The 18,846-nt window shown below is 69.2% G+C and carries 18 protein-coding genes and 2 tRNA genes; 8 read left to right on the top strand and 12 right to left on the bottom strand.

Translation table 11 applies throughout. From position 1 onward, the window contains the following. Positions 1 to 88: 88 nt before the first annotated feature. From C9992_RS11080 to pknB, 3 genes are all read left to right on the top strand, one after another. Positions 89 to 1,549 carry a peptidoglycan D,D-transpeptidase FtsI family protein gene (locus C9992_RS11080; RefSeq protein ID WP_106815911.1) on the top strand — a complete coding sequence of 487 codons (1,461 nt, stop codon included), beginning with the start codon at positions 89 to 91 and terminating at the stop codon, positions 1,547 to 1,549. After that, positions 1,546 to 3,258, top strand: a complete 1,713-nt coding sequence (locus C9992_RS11075; protein WP_106815642.1) for a serine/threonine protein kinase — start codon at positions 1,546 to 1,548, stop codon at positions 3,256 to 3,258. Before C9992_RS11080 ends, C9992_RS11075 begins: the two co-directional genes overlap by 4 nt. Positions 3,259 to 3,357: 99 nt before the next feature. Continuing rightward, positions 3,358 to 5,052 carry a Stk1 family PASTA domain-containing Ser/Thr kinase gene (pknB, locus tag C9992_RS11070; RefSeq protein ID WP_106815910.1) on the top strand — a complete coding sequence of 565 codons (1,695 nt, stop codon included), beginning with the start codon at positions 3,358 to 3,360 and terminating at the stop codon, positions 5,050 to 5,052. Positions 5,053 to 5,112: 60 nt separating this feature from the next. Here the strand turns inward: pknB and C9992_RS11065 are convergent, their stop codons facing one another. Genes C9992_RS11065 through C9992_RS11055 form a run of 3 tightly spaced genes read right to left on the bottom strand, consistent with a single transcriptional unit; the run spans position 5,113 to position 6,721 of the window. Next, positions 5,113 to 5,754 carry an anthranilate synthase component II gene (locus C9992_RS11065; protein ID WP_106815641.1) on the bottom strand — a complete coding sequence of 214 codons (642 nt, stop codon included), beginning with the start codon at positions 5,752 to 5,754 and terminating at the stop codon, positions 5,113 to 5,115. After that, positions 5,751 to 5,936: a hypothetical protein gene (locus tag C9992_RS11060; protein WP_106815640.1), complete on the bottom strand. Its 186-nt coding sequence runs from the start codon at positions 5,934 to 5,936 to the stop codon at positions 5,751 to 5,753. The genes C9992_RS11065 and C9992_RS11060 overlap by 4 nt, the downstream gene beginning before the upstream one ends. After that, positions 5,936 to 6,721 (bottom strand): class E sortase, encoded by a 786-nt coding sequence (locus C9992_RS11055; protein WP_106815639.1) that lies wholly within the window; start codon positions 6,719 to 6,721, stop codon positions 5,936 to 5,938. The genes C9992_RS11060 and C9992_RS11055 overlap by 1 nt, the downstream gene beginning before the upstream one ends. 55 nt (positions 6,722 to 6,776) lie before the next feature. Here C9992_RS11055 and C9992_RS11050 point away from each other — a divergent pair, with 55 nt between their 5' ends. Beyond that, complete coding sequence (locus C9992_RS11050) at positions 6,777 to 7,016, top strand: cell division protein CrgA (protein WP_106815638.1); 240 nt, start codon at positions 6,777 to 6,779, stop codon at positions 7,014 to 7,016. 184 nt (positions 7,017 to 7,200) lie between these two features. Here the strand turns inward: C9992_RS11050 and C9992_RS11045 are convergent, their stop codons facing one another. Both C9992_RS11045 and C9992_RS11040 read right to left on the bottom strand, forming a co-directional pair. Then, positions 7,201 to 8,097 carry a rhomboid family intramembrane serine protease gene (locus C9992_RS11045; protein ID WP_106815637.1) on the bottom strand — a complete coding sequence of 299 codons (897 nt, stop codon included), beginning with the start codon at positions 8,095 to 8,097 and terminating at the stop codon, positions 7,201 to 7,203. Between the two features lie 21 nt (positions 8,098 to 8,118). Beyond that, positions 8,119 to 8,691, bottom strand: a complete 573-nt coding sequence (locus tag C9992_RS11040; RefSeq protein WP_106815636.1) for a peptidylprolyl isomerase — start codon at positions 8,689 to 8,691, stop codon at positions 8,119 to 8,121. 95 nt (positions 8,692 to 8,786) lie between these two features. Here C9992_RS11040 and C9992_RS11035 point away from each other — a divergent pair, with 95 nt between their 5' ends. Together C9992_RS11035 and C9992_RS11030 are read left to right on the top strand one after the other, a co-directional pair. Then, complete coding sequence (locus tag C9992_RS11035; protein ID WP_106815635.1) at positions 8,787 to 9,302, top strand: DNA helicase; 516 nt, start codon at positions 8,787 to 8,789, stop codon at positions 9,300 to 9,302. Beyond that, on the top strand, positions 9,295 to 9,792 hold the full coding sequence (locus C9992_RS11030) for an aminoacyl-tRNA deacylase (RefSeq protein ID WP_106815634.1): 498 nt from the start codon (positions 9,295 to 9,297) through the stop codon (positions 9,790 to 9,792). Before C9992_RS11035 ends, C9992_RS11030 begins: the two co-directional genes overlap by 8 nt. A gap of 14 nt (positions 9,793 to 9,806) precedes the next feature. Here C9992_RS11030 and C9992_RS11025 read toward each other — a convergent pair whose 3' ends face one another. Next, positions 9,807 to 10,241, bottom strand: a complete 435-nt coding sequence (locus tag C9992_RS11025) for an NUDIX hydrolase (RefSeq protein WP_106815633.1) — start codon at positions 10,239 to 10,241, stop codon at positions 9,807 to 9,809. 78 nt (positions 10,242 to 10,319) lie between these two features. Between C9992_RS11025 and C9992_RS11020 the strand changes: the two genes are divergently transcribed. Beyond that, positions 10,320 to 11,204, top strand: a complete 885-nt coding sequence (locus C9992_RS11020) for a helix-turn-helix domain-containing protein (protein WP_106815632.1) — start codon at positions 10,320 to 10,322, stop codon at positions 11,202 to 11,204. Positions 11,205 to 11,249: 45 nt separating this feature from the next. Here C9992_RS11020 and C9992_RS11015 read toward each other — a convergent pair whose 3' ends face one another. From C9992_RS11015 to C9992_RS11005, 3 genes are all read right to left on the bottom strand, one after another. Next, positions 11,250 to 12,455 carry an MFS transporter gene (locus tag C9992_RS11015; RefSeq protein ID WP_160150871.1) on the bottom strand — a complete coding sequence of 402 codons (1,206 nt, stop codon included), beginning with the start codon at positions 12,453 to 12,455 and terminating at the stop codon, positions 11,250 to 11,252. Between the two features lie 133 nt (positions 12,456 to 12,588). Next, a tRNA-Ala gene (locus C9992_RS11010) sits at positions 12,589 to 12,661 on the bottom strand. An 11-nt stretch (positions 12,662 to 12,672) separates the two neighbouring features. Continuing rightward, positions 12,673 to 12,746: transfer RNA gene (locus tag C9992_RS11005), tRNA-Ile, on the bottom strand. Positions 12,747 to 12,820: 74 nt separating this feature from the next. On the opposite strand from C9992_RS11005, the gene C9992_RS11000 reads away from it, so the two are divergent. Continuing rightward, positions 12,821 to 13,546 carry a VIT1/CCC1 transporter family protein gene (locus C9992_RS11000; protein WP_407662238.1) on the top strand — a complete coding sequence of 242 codons (726 nt, stop codon included), beginning with the start codon at positions 12,821 to 12,823 and terminating at the stop codon, positions 13,544 to 13,546. 65 nt (positions 13,547 to 13,611) lie between these two features. On the opposite strand, the gene C9992_RS10995 is transcribed toward C9992_RS11000, so the two are convergent. From C9992_RS10995 to gyrB, 3 genes are all read right to left on the bottom strand, one after another. Continuing rightward, positions 13,612 to 14,016 (bottom strand): DUF3566 domain-containing protein, encoded by a 405-nt coding sequence (locus C9992_RS10995; protein WP_106815629.1) that lies wholly within the window; start codon positions 14,014 to 14,016, stop codon positions 13,612 to 13,614. Then, on the bottom strand, positions 14,013 to 16,643 hold the full coding sequence (gene gyrA / locus C9992_RS10990; RefSeq protein ID WP_106815628.1) for a DNA gyrase subunit A: 2,631 nt from the start codon (positions 16,641 to 16,643) through the stop codon (positions 14,013 to 14,015). The genes C9992_RS10995 and gyrA overlap by 4 nt, the downstream gene beginning before the upstream one ends. A 99-nt stretch (positions 16,644 to 16,742) precedes the next feature. Beyond that, positions 16,743 to 18,773 carry a DNA topoisomerase (ATP-hydrolyzing) subunit B gene (gene gyrB / locus C9992_RS10985; protein ID WP_106815627.1) on the bottom strand — a complete coding sequence of 677 codons (2,031 nt, stop codon included), beginning with the start codon at positions 18,771 to 18,773 and terminating at the stop codon, positions 16,743 to 16,745. Positions 18,774 to 18,846 lie beyond the last annotated feature (73 nt).

Genomic DNA, 18,846 nt, shown 5'->3' with positions numbered 1-18,846 from the left:
CGCTGCTCCGGTCGTTGAGCGAGCGAAGCGAGACCCGGTCGTTGAGCGAGCGAAGCGAGACGAAACGCGGCGTGGGGGGGTGCGACTGGTGACCAAAGAACTCAGGCGCCTCAGCATCCTGATGCTGATCATGTTCCTCGCCCTGTTCGCCTCGACGAGCTGGATCCAGGTGATCCAGTCCGACGAGCTGGCCGCCAACCCGGCGAACCGGCGGTCGCTGTACGACTCGTACGAGGTGCAGCGCGGCTCGATCATCGCCAGCGGGTCGGCCATCGCGTCCTCCGTCCCGTCGAACGACCTGTACAGCTGGCAGCGCGTGTACACGGATGCCCCGATGTGGGCGCCCGTCACCGGCTACATCAATCCCGTGCTCAACTCGGCGACGAACATGGAGCAGGCGATGAACCAGGAGCTCAGCGGCACCGCCGGGTCGCAGTTCCTGTCGCGCATCGAGCGGATCTTCACGGGTCAGCCGCCGCGCGGATCGAACGTGGTGCTGTCGCTGGATGCCGACATCCAGCGGGCGGCGTTCGAGGCGCTGGGTGACCTGCAGGGCGGGATCATCGCCATCGAGCCGTCCACGGGCCGCGTCCTGGCCCTGGTGACGAGCCCCAGCTACGACACCAACATCCTCGCCGGGCACAACGCCAACGAGGTGAACGCCGCGTACGACGCGCTGCTCGCCGACCCCGGCAAACCGCTGTCGGACCGAGCGATCGGGGGCGACCTCAACCCGCCGGGATCGACGTTCAAGCTCGTCGTCGCCTCGGCCGCCCTCGCCTCGGGGGAGTACACGCCGCAGTCGACGCTGCCGAACCCGGCGACCTACCAGCTGCCGCAGTCCAGCAGCATCGTGCACAACGCCAGCGGCGGCACATGCGGCCCGGGCGAGACCGTCACGATCGCCGACGCGCTGCGGCTGAGCTGCAACATCCCGTTCGCCGAGCTCGCGGTGGAGCTCGGCGACACGGCGATCCGCGAAGAGGCGGAGAAGTACGGCTTCAACAGGTCGTTCGAGCTGCCGCTCCTCTCGACGGCGTCCGGCTACCCGCGCACCATCCAGGACGACGCGCAGACCGCGCTCAGCGGCTTCGGTCAGGGGCAGGTGACCGCCACGCCGCTGCAGATGGCCATGGTGTCCGCAGGCATCGCCAACGGCGGGATGGTGATGAACCCGCGCATGGTCGATCGCGTGATCGGACCCGATCTCTCGGTGCAGCAGACCTTCGACGACACCGAGTTCGGACGGGCGCTGGATGCCGACCTGGCCGACGAGCTGGTGGCGATGATGGTCGCCAATGTCAGTGATGGCGCGGCCTCGGGTGCAAGAATAGACGGGGTCGACGTGGCCGGAAAGACGGGAACTGCGGAGAACACGGGCAACGAGCCATACACGCTCTGGTTCACCGGGTTCGCACCCGCCGACAACCCCGAGGTCGCCGTCGCCGTGGTCGTCGAAGACGGCGGCGGGCAAGGACAGTCGGGCAGCGGTAACACGATCGCCGCTCCCATCGCGAAGAAGGTCATGGAGGCGGTGCTGGGCAGATGAGACCGACGCAAGGCGTGACCTTCGGCGGCCGATATGAACTCGATTCGCGTATCGCGATCGGCGGCATGGGCGAGGTCTGGGAGGCGACCGACCACGTCATCGGACGCACCGTCGCCATCAAGATCCTCAAAGACGAGTACATGGGCGACCCTGGTTTCCTGGAGCGCTTCCGCGCCGAGGCCCGCCACGCGGCGCTGGTCAACCACGAGGGCATCGCCAGCGTGTTCGACTACGGCGAAGAGAACGGCAGCGCGTTCCTGGTGATGGAGCTGGTGCCCGGCGAGGCGCTGTCGACGATCCTCGAACGCGACGGGTCGCTCTCCACCGACAAGACGCTCGACATCGTCGCGCAGACGGCCGCGGCGCTGCAGGCCGCCCACGCTGCGGGCCTCGTGCACCGCGACATCAAGCCCGGCAACCTGCTCATCACCCCCGACGGCCGCGTCAAGATCACCGACTTCGGCATCGCGCGCATCGCCGACCAGGTCCCGCTGACCGCCACCGGGCAGGTCATGGGAACGGTCCAGTACCTCTCGCCCGAGCAGGCGTCGGGTCACCCGGCGTCGCCGGCGACCGACATCTACTCGCTCGGCATCGTGGCGTACGAGTGCCTGGCCGGCAAGCGCCCCTTCACCGGCGAGTCGCAGGTCGCCATCGCGATGGCGCAGATCAACGAGCAGCCTCCGCCGCTGCCGGCGACGGTCGCCGTCCCCGTGCAGAACCTCGTGATGGCGATGATCGCCAAGAAGCCCGAGGACCGGCCGGCCTCCGCCGCCGCGGTCGCACGCGCGGCCTCGGCGCTGCGCCGCGGCGACCTGACCGCCGCCGCCGCGGCTGTTCCCGCGATCGCCGCCGGCGCTGCGGGCGCCGAGGCGGCGACACAGCTGCTGACGGCAGGCTCCGACACCTCGGCGGCGACGCGCCTCATGCCGGCCCCCGGCGAGGAGCCCGTCGAAGAGACGCCGCAGAAGAAGAAGCGCAGTCCGTGGACGTGGCCGCTCATCGCGCTCATCGCCCTGCTGCTGCTCGTGCTGATCGGCACGATCTGGGCCGTGGTCGCCAACCAGCCCGACGCGAACCCGACGCCCTCGCGCTCGGTCACGCAGTCGGCGAGCTCCACGCCGAAGAACACGCCCACGCCCACCTCGACCACCGCGAACGTCGTGGCCGCCGACTACCTCGGCAAGGACTGCGACACCGCCTCGGCGGCGCTGGACGCCCTGGGACTGGGCGCGAGCTGCTCCGAAGGCAACGCGGCGCCCGACGAGGCGAGCGAGGGCAAGGTCTACGCCGTCAACCCGCAGGGCAACGTGCCCAAGGGCACGATCATCGACCTGACGGTGTATGCCGGCCAGGTTCCGATGACGCAGCCGGGCGCACCCACGCTGCCGGGAACGGTCGACGCGGCCTCGACGACCCAGGTGCAGTGGCCGGGCTACAGCTGCCCGTCGGGCACGGGGAGCGTCAGCGCCTACAACCTGACCGCCACCAACGGCGTCTTCCCCGCGACGGGCCAGTCCACGGCCGCGTTCGGGCCCAGCGACCGCGCCGGTGAGATCCAGGTGACCGGTGCGGGCGGGCAGGCACTGATCGTCACATACACCGTGACCTGCACCGGCGGCACCGCCGGCGAGCGCACCAGCGGCGCCTCACCCGAGGCGAGCGCCCAGATCCAGGCCTCCAACCCGACGCCGACACCGACGCCGTAGGCGGTCTTGCCGCCCGGCGGAAGACGTCTCGGGCGGACTGCGTGAGTGTGGTTCGCCGGGGCTCGGATAGTCTGGCTGGAGTCCACGCAGGGAGTGAACGTGACAGCTGAGCCACGCGTGCTTTCGGGGCGCTATCGCATCGACGAGCCCATCGGGCGCGGTGGGATGGCAAGCGTCTACCGAGGGTACGATCTGACGCTCGGCCGCCAGGTGGCCATCAAGATCCTCGACCGCGAGCTGGCCGACGACAACGCGTTCCGCACCCGGTTCCGGCTGGAGGCGCAGGCGGCTTCCCGTATGGCGCACCCGACGATCGTGCGCGTGTACGACGCGGGGGAGGATTCCCGCACCGCACCCGACGGCTCGGTGCGCCCGGTGCCGTTCATCGTCATGGAGCTCGTGAAGGGCCGGCTGCTCAAGGACGTCATCGCCGACGGGCCGGTCCCGGTGCCTGACGCCATCCGCTACGTAGACGGCATCCTCGAGGCGCTGGAGTACTCGCACCGTGCCGGCGTCGTCCACCGCGACATCAAGCCCGGCAACGTGATGATCACCGACGCCGGTCAGGTGAAGGTGATGGACTTCGGCATCGCGCGCGCCGTGTCCGACAGCTCGTCCACGGTCGCCGAGACCACGCAGATCCTCGGCACCGCGGCGTACTTCTCTCCCGAGCAGGCCAAGGGCGAGCCCGTCGATGCCCGGGCCGACCTGTACTCGACGGGCGTCGTGCTCTACGAGCTGCTCACCGGACGCCAGCCCTTCCGGGGCGAGTCCCCGGTCGCCGTCGCCTACCAGCACGTCAGCGAGGCGCCGGTGCCGCCGTCCGAGGTGAACGAGACGGTGCCGCGCGCCCTCGACACCGTCGCGCTGCGTGCCCTGGCCAAAGACCCGTTCCAGCGCTATCAGGATGCCGCGGGCTTCCGTGAGGCGCTGGACGCGACGATCGACGGCCGCCAGCCGTCGAAGCGCCAGGTGGGCGCGCTGACCAGCGAGCTGTACGGCCCGAACCCGCGCCAGGCGGCGGAGACCGCGCGATCGCTGCGGCAGCTGAGCACCGACACGACCATGAAGCGGACGCAGGCCGGTCCACCGGTCGCGTGGATCTGGGCCGGTGTCGCGCTTCTGGCGGTGCTGCTCATCTCACTGCTCTTCTGGGTGCTGACCATCCAGCCGCGCGATGATCTCCCGGGCAACGTCCGCGTCGTGCCGGATGTCGTCGGCATGACATACGACCGTGCCAACGACGAGCTGGCAGGGCACGACCTGCTCGCCTTCCGCGTCGACGAGGAGAGCACCGACGTCGCCCCCGGCAACGTCATCCGCACCGATCCTGAGGCGGGCACCTCGGTGGAGCCCGAGCAGCAGGTGAAGGTCTACGTCTCGACGGGCCAGGAGATGTCCACCGTGCCGACCCTCACGGGACTCGGGCAGGATGCCGCGACCGCCGCGATCGCCGACGCCGGGCTGCAACTGGGGACCATCACCCCGCAGAACGACAACGATCTCGCGGCCGGCACGGTCATCTCGAGCGACCCGGCCGACGGCGCGAGCGTCCCGGCGGGCTCCACGGTGAACCTCGTCGTCGCCTCCGGCCGCGTGGCCATCGACGACGTCCGCGGCTACACCCTCGATGCCGCCACCCGCGAGCTGCAGGAGGTCGGGCTGACCGTCCTGCCGCAGGAGGACGCGACCTGCACGGCAGCGAACCCCCCGACCGTGACGGCGCAATCACTGCCGCCCGGCGACGTGCCGGTGCACTCCGAGATCACACTCACGTACTGCACCGGTCCCTAGCCGGCCGCACCGACGCTCGGCTCGGCAAAGGGCTCCTGGTCCGGGATCCGGCGTCGGGAGCTACCGTCGAGGGCTGAGCGTCGCGCCGCGGACTGCGGCATCCGGATACCCCACCGAGGCCAGCCAGTTGCCGAGCAGACGATGCCCGCCCTCGGTGAGCACGCTCTCGGGGTGGAACTGCACCCCGACGATCGGCAGCTCGCGGTGCGCGACCCCCATGATGACGCCGCTCGCCGTCCGCCCCGTGACGACCAGTTCGGCGGGGACGGTCTCGGGCATGATGGCCAGCGAGTGGTAGCGCGTCGCGACGAACGGGTCGGGCAGGCCCGCATACAGCGGCGAACCGTCGTGGTGCACGAGCGAGGTCATCCCGTGCATGAGCTCGGGCGCGTGACCGACCGTCGCGCCGAACGCCTCGCCGATCGCCTGATGGCCGAGGCACACGCCCAGAAGCGGCACGCCGGCATCTGCGGCGGCCCGCACGATGTCCACCGACGCACCCGCGTGGGCCGGCGTGCCGGGGCCCGGTGAGACGAGCACCCCAGGCCTGCCGGCGATCGCGCGCGCGGGGTCGGTGATGGCGTCCGCCTCGATCATCTCGGTGTCTGCGCCGAGCTCGTGGAGATACCCCACCAGGGTGTGGACGAAGCTGTCGTGGTTGTCGACGACCAGGAGCGGCGCCGACGGGGGAGGGGCGCTCACGACACCGGGATGCCGGGTGCCGCGGGCAAGGTGACGGTGACCTCCTGCGGGTTGACGAACTGGCTCACCCACGGGAACACGTAGAAGAGCAGGCCGTACAGGACCGCCCCGATCAGCACGAGGAGGATGAGCACCCGCACCCACCAGGGGCCGGGGAGGACTCGCCAGAGGGCCGCGTACATCAGGTCACCGCCTGGAGGGATGCTGGAGGACCCGCCTCGCGCGGGGTGAAGGACTCGAACACGCCGTACGCCACGATCCGCTCGGTCATCGCGTACATCGGGCTGCAGCTGGTCATGGTGATGTAGGCGGTGCCCGCCGGGACATCCATGGCCTGCGGCACCGGGAGGAGCACCTCCACCTCGTTCGGGGTGACGTACTCCAGCGTGCGGAAGCGGTAGGTGTACCAGCCGTCCTGCGTCTCGACCACGATCGCGTCGCCGACGTGCAGGTCGGCGATGCGGTTGAAGGGCTTGCCCCAGGTGGTGCGATGCGCGGCCAGCGCGAAGTTCCCCGCCTCGCCGGGCATCTTGGTGCCGGGGTAGTGACCGATGCCGATCGGATCGAGCGTGCGGGCACGGGAGACGCCGCCGGCCATGGGCACGGCGTAGTCGGAGCCGAAGCGCGGGATGCGCATGACCGCGAACTGCTCGCCGTCGCCCGGTTCGGCCAGGACCGGGGGCGGCGCCGTCTCGGGCTCGCCCGCCGGCGCGGGCTCGGGTGTGGGTGCCGCCGCGTGGGTCTGCTCCCATTCCTGCTGCCACTGCTGTGACAACTCGGTCCCGGTGGCGTTGCGTTCGGCGCCGTAGATGAGGTCGCCGACCCACAGCTGCCACACGACGTACAGCAGGACGATGACGCCGGCGGTGATGAGCAGTTCCCCGATGACGCCTACGACGGACGTGCGGCGGCGCGGCGGCCGTCGTCGATGCACGGCGCGCCCCAGGTCCGTCACCGCTTCCTCCACAGGGGGAGTCTAATCAGCACGGGCTGGAGTCCGCCTGGCAGTTAGACTCTTGTGCATGGCACGACCCGGCAAAGACGACGACTCGCTCGTCGAGCGCGCAGAAGGCGAGGCCGCACCCAATCCGGTGTGGTTCAAGCCGATCATGATCGGACTGATGCTCATCGGTCTGCTGTGGATCCTCGTCTTCTACCTGAGCGGCATGGCGTTCCCGATCCCCGACATCGGCGCATGGAACCTCGTCATCGGCTTCGGCATCGCGTTCATCGGCTTCCTGATGACGACGCGCTGGCGCTGACGAACAATCTCAGCGAGATGCCCCGGTCTACGACGACCGGGGCTTTTCCGTGCCCGGAGTGCATGCGGACCGCAGATCGAGGTTGTTAACAACCCTGTTAACAGGTGTGAATTACACAGGTGTGATTCTCCCCACCTGTGGATGAACCTGTGGATAACCTCGGTCGCGAAGCGAAAGGCCGAGGTCACCAGTACAGCGCCGGCGGAACCAGCAGCAGCGCAAGCAGCCCGACGGTCAGCGCGATCAGCAGCCCGACCTGCAGCCCGCGCTGACGGGCCGCTCTGGTGCGCGCGAAGATGAGCCCGACCAGCGCGCCCACGAGGAGTCCGCCGACATGGCCCTGCCATGAGATGCCGCCGCTGCCGAGGAACAGCGGCAGGAACGTCAGCACGAGATTGATGCCGAGCACCAGCGCGATGCCGGTGATGTTGGCGCCGATGTGCCGGCCGATGACGAGCAGGGCGCCGAACAATCCGTAGATCGCGCCCGACGCGCCGACGACGGGTGTGCCGAACCCGAGCAGCACGATCGCGACCGAGCCGCCCAGGCCGCTGATGAGGTACAGCGCCAGGAAGCGGGAGTGCCCGAGCAGTGGCTCCAGGCTGCGACCCAGCATCCACAGCGCCAGCATGTTGAGTGCGACGTGCCAGATGCCGCCCGCGTCGTGGACCAGGAGGACCGTGAGCAGCCGCCAGGGCTGGAACACGCCCAGGAGGTCGGGGTAGAGCGCCGGCGCGTACATCGCCAGCTGAGTCGTGAGGGAGGCGCCGAACCCGGGGATGAGCTGCAGCAGGAAGACGAACGCGGTGATGCCGATGATGGCGTACGTCACCACCGGGCGGCCGGCGGACGCCGTGACCGCTCGCGGACGTGACCACCGACGCTCGGCCTTGCGCTGCGCCGGCGACTGCGCCTTCTGCTGATCGCGCAGGCACTCCGGGCAGATGACCCCGACCGCGGCCGGGGTCTGGCACTCGGGGCATATCGTGCGCAGGCACCGCTGGCAGAGCACGAAGCTCTGGCGGTCAGGATGCCGGTAGCAGAAGTTGTCGCTGTTGCGGCGGAAGTCGTCGGTGGTCACGCGGCGAGGTGGGGTTGCGACTCAGACCGCGACGACGTCGATCGACTCGATGACGACGGGCTCGACGGGGCGATCGCCGGCCGCGGTGGGAACCTCGCTGATGGTGTCGACGACCGACTTCGAGTCGTCGTCGGCCACCTCGCCGAAGATCGTGTGCTTGCCCTGCAGCCACTCGGGACCGCGGCCGCCCTGGCCGGGGACCGTGATGAAGAACTGCGATCCGTTGGTGCCCTCCGGCTGACCGGTGATCGCGTTGCGCCGGAGGCCCGCGTTGGCCATCGCGAGCTTGTACGGCTCGGTGAAGGTGAGCTCGCCGTTGATCTCGTCGTTGAACGTGTAGCCCGGGCCGCCCACGCCCTGACCCAGCGGGTCGCCGCCCTGGATCATGAAGCCCGAGATGATGCGGTGGAAGATGACGTCCTTGTAGAGCGGGCCTTCACCGGGCTTGCCGGTCGCCGGGTGCGTCCACTCCTGGGAGCCGTCGGCGAGACCGATGAAGTTCTGCACGGTGCGCGGCGCGTGGTCGCCGAACAGGTTGACGACGATGTCGCCGTAGTTGGTGTGGATGGTGGCAACTGCTGTGTGAAGCGGCATTTCTACATTGTCTCAGAGTTCCCTGCAACCCCTCCCGTCTCAGCGGTGGTCTGGCAAGATGGGGAGACCGACATCCCCACGACAGGGAGGGCACCGTGAGCGTCAGCCGCAAGCGCAAGAAGGAACTTCACAAGCTTCAAAAGCAGGCGAGCAACCTGTGGGAGGCCCAGCAGGTGCTGGTCGGCGAAGCCGCCACCGTCGCGCGCGAGGCCGGTCGCCAGCTCGGGCACTACGGACGCGAGCAGGTCAAGCCGCAGGTGCAGGCCGGCTACAACAGGTACGCCGCGCCCTACGTCGACAAGGGCAAGAAGGTCGTGAACGGCACCATCATCCCGGCCGCCGGCGCCGTCGTCGGCTCCGCGCTGTCGGTGTGGGATGCCGCCAACGAGCAGCGTTCGCGGATCGCCGACGGCCGCGGGCTGTCACTGCCGAGCGCCTGGTCGAAGCCCGCGCCGGTTCCGGTGAAGAAGGGGATCGGCGCCGGCGGCGTCATCGCCATCATCCTCGGGGTCGCTGCCGCGGTCGGCGTCCTCTACGCCGCGTGGCAGACGCTGCGCGCGGACGACGAACTGTGGGTCGCCGACGACCCGCTGCGCGCGCCGGATGCCTGAGCCGGCGACGAGCGAAGGACTCCGCGGGACGGAACGCGTGCGGGAGGCAGCAGCCGACCGCGGGCTGTCGATCGAGATCCGTGAGCGTCCGGCGGCCAACAGCTTGCCGGAAGCGGCCGCGATCCTCGGCATCCCTCCGTCGGGGATCGTCAAGACGCTGGTCGTCAAGCGCAGCGACGGCACTTATCTGTTCGCGCTCATCCCGGGAGACCGGGCGATCTCCTGGCCGAAGCTTCGCGCCGTCGTCGGGGTGAACAAGCTGCAGCTCCCGGACCCCGAACGCGCCCTTGCCGCCACGGGGTACGAGCGCGGCACCATCGTGCCGCTCGGGAGCACCCACGACTGGCCCGTCTACGCCGACTCCGCGATCGTCGGCCGGCGCATCGCGATGGGAGCGGGCGCCCACGGGTACAGCCTGTTCGTCGAGGCCGACGACCTCATCGCCGCCTACGGGGCGACGGTGGCCGACATCTCGCAGCCGCTCGGCTGACGGCATCCCGCCGCTCACGCCGCGGGCGGCGCCAGCCCCGCCATCTCGAGGGCGATGTCGACGAGCTTGACGCGCTGGAGCGTCGGCACGTCAGCGAGCGGGAACCAGTCCGCACGATCCGTCGATCCGTTCCTCTCGTTGCGCAGGCGGCCGCCCGTGACACGGGCGCGGTAGACGATGCGCAAGGTGTGCAGCGGCACGGCCGCCTCGGTCAGGCGGCGCCCCGCCGGAATCACGCGCGAATGGATGCCGAGGAGCGGTCCGATCGACACACGGTAGCCCGTCTCCTCCCGGACTTCACGGCGGGCCGCGCGCTCAGGGTCCTCGCCGGCTTCGAGCCCGCCGCCGGGCATCGTCCAGGCCGCGCGACGCCCCTCGTTCCAGTGGGCGAGCAGAATGCGGTCGTCTTCGTCGACGATCACCGCGTACGCCGCGACGCGCAGGTCCATGCTTCAGCCTAACCGCGCCGCCGCTCGGCAACGACGGCGAATCGGAATAGGGCGCACGGCGAAGGGGTTCGCGCTCATATGGAGTCGACCATCGCCGTGCCCGGACGTGCGCATCCCGCCGCCGACGGCGCGACCCTCGAGGGCCTGCTCACGGCGATCGACGTGCGCATCCGCCGCCAGCGGCGCGTCGAGCTCGCGGGCGGGAACGTGCTCGCGCTCGAGCCGGGTGTCCTGTCCTTCGTGTTCGTGATGAGCGGTCGGCTGCACGCCGGGCTCACGGGTGAGCGGCCGGAATCGATCGAGCGCGGCGGGCTCCTGCTGTCCAGCGGTCGGCGCGGGGGTGCGTTGGTGGCCGACGGCGACGTCCGGCTGGTCCTGTCGGAACTCCAACTGGCCGACGACGCCGCGCACATCGGCGTGCTGCTCCCTGACGTCCTCGCGATCCGCGACTTCGCCGGTCTCGAGCCGGCGGCGGCGGCGCTCCTCCCGCACCTGGGCGTGGAGGGCGCAGACGCGTGCCTGGGGCGCAGCGGGGATCACGTCATCTGCCGCATGATGGCGGGTACCGTCCTCGCCTCGGCCATCCGGGCGTGGGCCAGCCACTGCGCGCCTCCGGGCTGGCCCGCCGGTGCGATCGATCCGTTCCTGGACCGTGTCGTCGCCGCCATCCGCGCCGAACCCGGCCGCGATTGGACGGTCGAGGAGCTGGCATCCCTCAGCGCGATGTCACGGTCGGTGTTCGCCGAGCGGTTCCGCAGCATCTTCGGGCGCTCGCCCGTCGGCTACGTCACCGCGGTGCGCATGGGCGCCGCACAGGACCTGCTTGTCCGCGGGCACAGCGTGAGCACCGTGGCGCGCGAACTGGGATACTCGTCCGACGAGGGCTTCAGCCGAGCCTTCCGCCGCCACACCGGTGCGACGCCATCGGCCTGGCGCGCGGCGAACCACCGCGTCCCCGCCTGAGCCCATCAGGGGCCCGGGACGGCGGTGGCTGCGGCATCCGCTCGGCTAGCGCCGCCTGCCCGCACGGTTCGAGAGGCCGAACAGCACCGCGCCGGCGACCAGAGTGACGGCTCCGGTGAGATACACCGTGACGATGCCGGGACCGTCGACCAGCAGGCCGCCCACCGCTGCCGCCAGCATGATGGCGGCCTGGAAGCCGACCACGACGATGCTGCCGCCTGCTTCCAGCCGGTCGGGCATCCGGTGGCCCACCCAGGTGTTCACGATGAGCAGCCACGACGCGAAGAAGAACCCCCACACGAACGCGGCCGCGCCCACCAGCAGCGGTGAGCCGTTGGCGACGATGACGGTGAGCGCCGTGAGGGCCATCGCGATGGGCGACACGACAGCGAACAGGCGGTACGTGCGGTCGATGATCAGGCCGATGAGGATGTTGCCCGCGAAACCGCCGATCCCGAAGACGGCGAGGAGCACGATGACGACTCCGGCATCGACGGTGTGCCCGCCGTCGTGCACCCGGTCCAGCGCGATGCGGATATACGTGAACGCGAGGAAGTGCCCGAGCACCACGAGGACGTGGCCCACGGCACCCAGGGCGATGCCGGGACGCCGCAGTGCGCCCACGAGCGTCGAGAGCGAGGCCGAGCTCTCGGCGGGAACGCGTGGGAGCAGCACCCGCAGCGCGACCGCGAGAAGGGCGGTCGCGGCGGCGGCGATGACGAAGACCGCACGCCAGTCGAGCACCTCGCTGAGCATCACTCCGATGGGCACTCCGGCCACCGTCGCCAGCGACGTGCCGGCGGCGGTGAACATCACGGCGCGACCGAGGCGTTCGGGCCCCGCGATGCGCGCCGCGACCGTGATCGACATCGCCCAGAACCCCGAGAGCGCTGCTCCCAGCAGCACGCGGCCGATCAGCAGCAGCGGCAGGTTCGGCGCGACCGCGACCAGCGCGTTGGAGACGGTCGCCCCGGCGGCCATCCACACCAGCAGTGAGCGGCGGTCCAACCGCGGCAGAACGATGCCGATCGTGGGCGCGACGATCAGGCCGGCGAGGGCCGTCACGGTCACCATCTGCCCCGCCTGACCCGCCGTCACGCCGATGTCGTCGGCGATGTCGGTGAGCACACCGCCAGGGAGGAACTCGGCCGTCACGAGCAGGAAGCTCATCGCCATCATCGCGATCAGCGCGCCGTAGCGCAGTCGCGGCACTGGTGGCGAGATCACGGGCTGGGAAGCGGTACTCGTCATGTCTCCACCCTGCGGCGCTCGCGATCCCGGCGCCCGATCGTGCGTCCGAGGCATCCGATCGTTCGTCCGGGCGACGGTGTTCGCTCCCGGAAACGGAAAGAGCCGGCCTGGGAGGCCGGCTCGTTCTGCGACGTGGAGCCTAGGAGATTCGAACTCCTGACATCCTGCTTGCAAAGCAGGCGCTCTACCAACTGAGCTAAGGCCCCGGGGCTTGGTGTGGGGCTACCAGGACTTGAACCTGGGACCTCTTCATTATCAGTGAAGCGCTCTAACCGCCTGAGCTATAGCCCCGTTGTCTGCGACGCTTGCGCCCCGCAACCTCCAAGACTTTACCCGACGGAGCCTGATTTGACGAATTCGACTGGTTGACTGGTGGGGTGACCGCGTCACCCCACCCGCACGAGCCTCACGTCGTCGGTCTCGGTCAGCGCCTGAACTGGCTGCGCGCCGGTGTTCTGGGCGCCAACGACGGCATCGTGTCGGTCGCCGCGCTCGTCGTCGGCGTCGCCGGCGCCACCACCGACACCGGCGCGCTGTTCCTGGCGGGCATCGCCGGCCTCGTCGGCGGGGCCATCTCGATGGCCCTCGGCGAGTACGTGTCGGTGAGCAGCCAGCGGGACTCGGAGCGCGCGCTGATCGCCAAAGAGCGCGGCGAGCTGCACGACATGCCCGACCAGGAGCTCGAGGAGCTGACGCAGCTGTACCGCGACCGCGGACTCTCGGACGAGACCGCGCGGCAGGTCGCCCGGGAGCTCACCGCCCACGACGCGCTGGCGGCGCACCTCGAGGTGGAACTGCACATCGACCAGGACGACCTCGTCAATCCCTGGCACGCCGCGCTCTCGTCAGCGGTGTCGTTCACGCTGGGCGCCCTGCTGCCGCTGCTCGCGATCCTGCTCCCGCCACCGCAATGGCGTGTTCCCGTCACCTTCGCGGCCGTGCTCATCGCGCTGGCGGCCACCGGCACGGTCTCCGCCGCACTCGGCGGAGCTCCGCGTGCGCGTGCGGCCACGCGGCTGGTGATCGGCGGTGCGCTCGCCCTCGCCGCCACGTGGCTGATCGGCACCCTGCTGGGCACCACGATCGTCTGACCTCGGCACAGCACGAAGCGCCGGCATCCGGATCGCTCCTGGATGCCGGCGCTCAGCCGTGCGTGTCAGTTGGAGGTGAAGCCGACCAGCAGACCACCGGTCACCTTCACGGCGAGGTTGTAGATCCCGGCGATGACGGCGCCCAGGACGGTGACGACGACGAGGTTGAGGATCGCCACGACGGCCGAGAAGGCCAGCACCTGCGGGAAGCTCACGAAGTTCGACAGAAGGATGCTGCCGTCGGAGAAGCTGGAGAACAGCTCGTCGGCCTTGCCGATCAGCCCCGTCGTCTGGACCACCAGGTAGACCATGACGAACGCGACGACCGTCACGACCGCGATCGCGATCGCCGCCAGGAACGACAGCTTCACCGCGGACCAGAAGTCCACGTACACCAGCCGCAGGCGCACCTGCTTGGCGCTGGTCTTGTGGCTGGACTTCTTGGCGAGCTTGTCGGCTACCGTGCTCATGCGTCAGTGCTCTCTTCGGGGGTCTCGGGCGAGGCGGCCGGCCCCTCAGGGGCCGGTGCGGGCGGTGCCTGGTCGGCACCGTCAGCGGCTGCATCCTCGGATTCTTCGGCCAGGCCCCGTTCGCCGTTGCGCGCGATCGCGAGGATGCGATCGTCGTCGCCGGATCGGGCGAAAACGACACCCATCGTGTCTCGACCCTTGGCGGGGACCTCGGCCACGGCAGAGCGTACCACCTTGCCGCTGGCAAGAACCACCAAGACCTCGTCGTCCTCCGAGACGATCAGACCGCCCGCGAGATCGCCGCGATCCTCGCTGAGCTTGGCCACCTTGATGCCCAATCCGCCGCGGTTCTGCACGCGGTACTGGTCGACCGCGGTGCGCTTCGCGTAGCCGCCTTCGGTGACGACGAAGACGTAGCCGTCGTCGGTGGCGACGGATGCCGAGAGCAGGCTGTCACCGGGGCGGAAGTCCATGCCCTTCACGCCGGAGGTCGACCGGCCCATCGGGCGCAGCGCCGAGTCGGTCGCCGAGAAGCGCAGCGACATCCCGTGGCGGCTGATGAGCAGGATGTCGTCGCCCTCGTCGACCAGCAGCGCACTGACCACTTCGTCGTCGGGCCCGGCCTCGGCGTCGTCGCCCTCGTCGGGCGTCTGACCGCGCAGCTTGATCGCGATGATGCCGCCCTGGCGGTTGGTGTCGTACTCGGTGAGGCGCGTCTTCTTGACCAGTCCGCTGCGAGTGGCGAGCACCAGATACGTCGCCACCGAGTAATCCCGGATGTCGAGGATCTGCGCGATCTCCTCGTCAGGCTGGAGCGCGAGCAGGTTCGCCACGTGCTGGCCCTTGGCATCACGGCCGGCCTCGGGCACCTCGTACGCCTTCGCCCGGTACACGCGGCCCTTGTTCGTGAAGAACAGCAGCCAGTGGTGGGTTGTCGTGACGAAGAAGTGCTCGACGACGTCGTCGGCGCGCAGCTGCGCGCCCTTGACCCCCTTGCCGCCGCGGTGCTGCTGACGGTAGTTGTCGCTGCGGGTGCGCTTGATGTACCCGTCGCGCGTGACCGAGACGACCATCTCCTCTTCGGGGATGAGGTCTTCCATCGACATATCGCCGTCGAAGCCGTGGAGGATGTGGGTGCGCCGCTCGTCGCCGAACTTCTCGACGATCGCCGTCAGCTCCTCGCGCACGATGTCGCGCTGACGCTGCGGTGTGGCGAGGATCTCCTTGTAATCGGCGATCTGACGCTCGAGCTCGGCGGCCTCGTCGATGATCTTCTGACGCTCCAGCGCGGCGAGGCGACGCAGCTGCATCTGCAGGATCGCGTCGGCCTGCAGCTCGTCGATGTCGAGCAGCTGCTGCAGACCCTCGTTCGCCTCCTGCACCGTCGGCGACCGGCGGATGAGGGCGATCACCTCGTCCAGCGCATCCAGCGCCTTCAGGTAGCCACGCAGGATGTGCATGCGCTCTTCGGCCTTGCGCAGACGGAACGTCGTGCGCCGGACGATGACGTCGATCTGGTGGTCCACCCACAGCGCGATGAACCCGTCGAGCGACAGCGTGCGCGGCACGCCGTCGACGATGGCGAGCATGTTCGCGCCGAAGTTCTCCTGCAGCTGGGTGTGCTTGTACAGGTTGTTCAGGACGACCTTGGCGACGGCATCCCGCTTCAGCACCACCACGAGGCGCTGACCGGTGCGGTCGGAGGTCTCGTCGCGGATGTCGGCGATGCCGGTGATCTTGCCGTCGCGCGCCAGGTCGCCGATCTTCACGGCGAGGTTGTCGGGGTTGACCTGGTAGGGCAGCTCGGTGATGACCAGGCACGTGCGGCCCTGGATCTCTTCGATCGCGACGACGGCGCGCATCGTGATCGACCCGCGGCCGGTGCGATACGCCTCCCGGATGCCCTTGGTGCCGAGGATCTGCGCGCCGGTCGGGAAGTCCGGGCCGGGGATGCGCTCCATCAGCGCGTCGAGGAGCTCCTCGCGCGAGGCATCCGGGTGCTCGAGCGCCCACAGCGCACCGGAAGCCACCTCACGCAGGTTGTGCGGTGGGATGTTGGTGGCCATGCCGACCGCGATGCCGACCGAGCCGTTGACGAGGAGGTTGGGGAACCGCGACGGCAGGACGGTCGGCTCCTGCGTCTGACCGTCGTAGTTGTCGGTGAAGTCGACGGTCTCCTCTTCGATGTCGCGCACCATCTCGAGCGCGAGCTGGGCCATCTTGGTCTCGGTGTACCGGGGTGCCGCCGCACCCATGTTCCCGGGCGAGCCGAAGTTGCCCTGACCCTGGGCCAGCGGGTAGCGCAGCGACCAGGGCTGCACGAGGCGGACGAGGGCGTCGTAGATCGCCGTGTCACCGTGCGGGTGGTACTGACCCATGACCTCGCCGACGACACGCGCGCACTTCGAGAACGACTTGTCGGGGCGGAAGCCGCCGTCGTACATGCCGTAGATCACGCGCCGGTGCACCGGCTTCAGTCCGTCGCGGACGTCGGGGAGCGCACGGCCGATGATGACCGCCATCGCGTAGTCCAGGTAGCTGCGCTGCATCTCCAGCTGCAGGTCGACCTGGTCGATGCGGCCGTGCTCGTGCTCGGCGTTCAAGTCGGGACGTTCTTCGTCAGCCATGTGTTCTTCGATTCTTCGTTGCGTTTCGAGATCGTCTTACGGCGTTTCGACTCGCTGCGCTCGCTCAACGATCGGGGCAGCTCGCTTCGCTCGCCTGTGCTAAATATCGAGGAAGCGGACGTCCTTGGCGTTGCGCTGGATGAACGTGCGGCGGGACTCGACGTCTTCGCCCATCAGCACGGAGAAGATCTCGTCGGCCGCGGCCGCGTCGTCGATGGTCACCTGGCGGAGCGTCCGCGTGCGGTGGTCCATCGTGGTCTCCCACAGTTCCTTGGCGTTCATCTCGCCGAGACCCTTGTAGCGCTGGATGCCGGAATCCTTGGGGATCCGCTTGCCGCCTGCGAGCCCGTCGGCCAGCAGCGCATCGCGCTCCTTGTCGGAGTACACGTACTCGTGGGCGGCGTTCGTCCACTTCAGGCGATACAGGGGCGGCATCGCGAGGTAGACGAACCCCGCCTCGATGAGCCCGCGCATGTAGCGGAACAGCATGGTCAGCAGCAGCGTGGTGATGTGCTGGCCGTCGACGTCGGCATCGGCCATCAGCACGATCTTGTGGTAGCGGGCCTTGTCGATGTCGAAGTCCTCGCCGATGCCCGTGCCGAAGGCCTGGATCATCGCCTGGACCTCCTTGTTGGCCAGCGCCTTGTCGAGCCGCGCGCGCTCGACGTTGAGGATCTTGCCGCGCAGAGCCAGGATCGCCTGCGTGTGCGGGTCGCGCCCGGACACCGCCGAGCCGCCCGCGGAGTCGCCCTCGACGAGGAAGATCTCGCTGATCGACGGGTCCTTGCTGGTGCAGTCCTTGAGCTTGTCGGGCATCGCGGCCGACTCGAAGACGCTCTTGCGTCGCGCCGTCTCGCGGGCCTTGCGCGCCGCCATCCGCGCGGTGGCGGCATCGATCGCCTTCGTGATGACGCGCTTGGCCTGCACCGGGTTGCGGTCGAGCCAGTCGGCGAGCTGGTCGCCGACCACCTTCTGCACGAACGCCTTCGCCTCGGTGTTGCCGAGCTTCGTCTTGGTCTGACCCTCGAACTGGGGCTCGGACAGCTTGACCGAGATCACGGCGGTCAGACCCTCGCGGATGTCGTCGCCGGTGAGGTTGTCGTCCTTCTCCTTGAGCAGGTTCTTCTCTCGGGCGTACCGGTTCACGAGTGTCGTGAGCGCCGCGCGGAAGCCCTCTTCGTGAGTGCCGCCCTCGTGGGTGTTGATGGTGTTGGCGAAGGTGAAGACGTTCTCGGTGTACGACGTCGTCCACTGCATCGCCAGCTCGAGCGAGATGTGCCGCACGGTGTCTTCGGACTCGATCTCGATGATCTCGTCGTTGACCACCTCGGCGTGACGCACCTTGTTGAGGTACTCGACGTAGTCGACGAGCCCGCGCTCGTAGTAGAAGTCGTCGGACGGCTGGCGATCCTCCGACCCGTTCTCGCCGTCGGCGACGTAGGCGGACTCGGGGCGTTCGTCGGCGAGGGTGATGCGCAGGCCCTTGTTGAGGAAGGCCGTCTGCTGGAAGCGGGTGCGCAGCGTCTCGTAGTCGAAGTGCACCGACTCGAAGATGGTGTCGTCGGGCCAGAACTCGATCGTCGTCCCGGTCTCTTCGGTCGCTTCCTGCTGCGCCAGCGGAGCGAGCGGGTGTCCGCCGTCGCGGTACGACTGCCGCCACGCGTGCCCCTCGCGCTTGACCTCCACCTCGAGCCGTGTCGACAGCGCGTTGACGACGGACGAGCCGACGCCGTGCAAGCCGCCCGACACCGCGTACCCGCCGCCGCCGAACTTGCCGCCCGCGTGCAGCACGGTCAGGACGACCTCGACCGTGGACTTGCCTTCGGTGGGGTGGGTGGCCACGGGGATGCCTCGCCCGTTGTCGACGACGCGGATGCCGCCGTCGGCGAGGATCGTGACGTTGATGGTGTCGCAGAAGCCGGCGAGCGCCTCGTCGACGGAGTTGTCGACGATCTCGTAGACCAGGTGGTGCAGACCCCGCTCACCGGTCGAGCCGATGTACATGCCGGGGCGCTTGCGCACCGCCTCGAGGCCCTCGAGCACCTGGATGGCGTCTGCCCCGTAGTCGTTGGGAGCCTGATCTCGCGTTTCGGGTTCCTCGGAAACGTTATCGGGGGTGTCTGACGTCATCTTCGCGAGGGCTCCAAAAATCCTTCGACGGGGGCTCCTCCAGTCTACCGGGTAACGAGGCGATCACAGCGCT

This window comes from Microbacterium timonense, from assembly GCF_900292075.1.
Classification (GTDB): domain Bacteria; phylum Actinomycetota; class Actinomycetes; order Actinomycetales; family Microbacteriaceae; genus Microbacterium; species Microbacterium timonense.
Note: the sequence above shows the minus strand (reverse complement) of the source record. Positions and strands in the feature narration are given on the sequence as shown.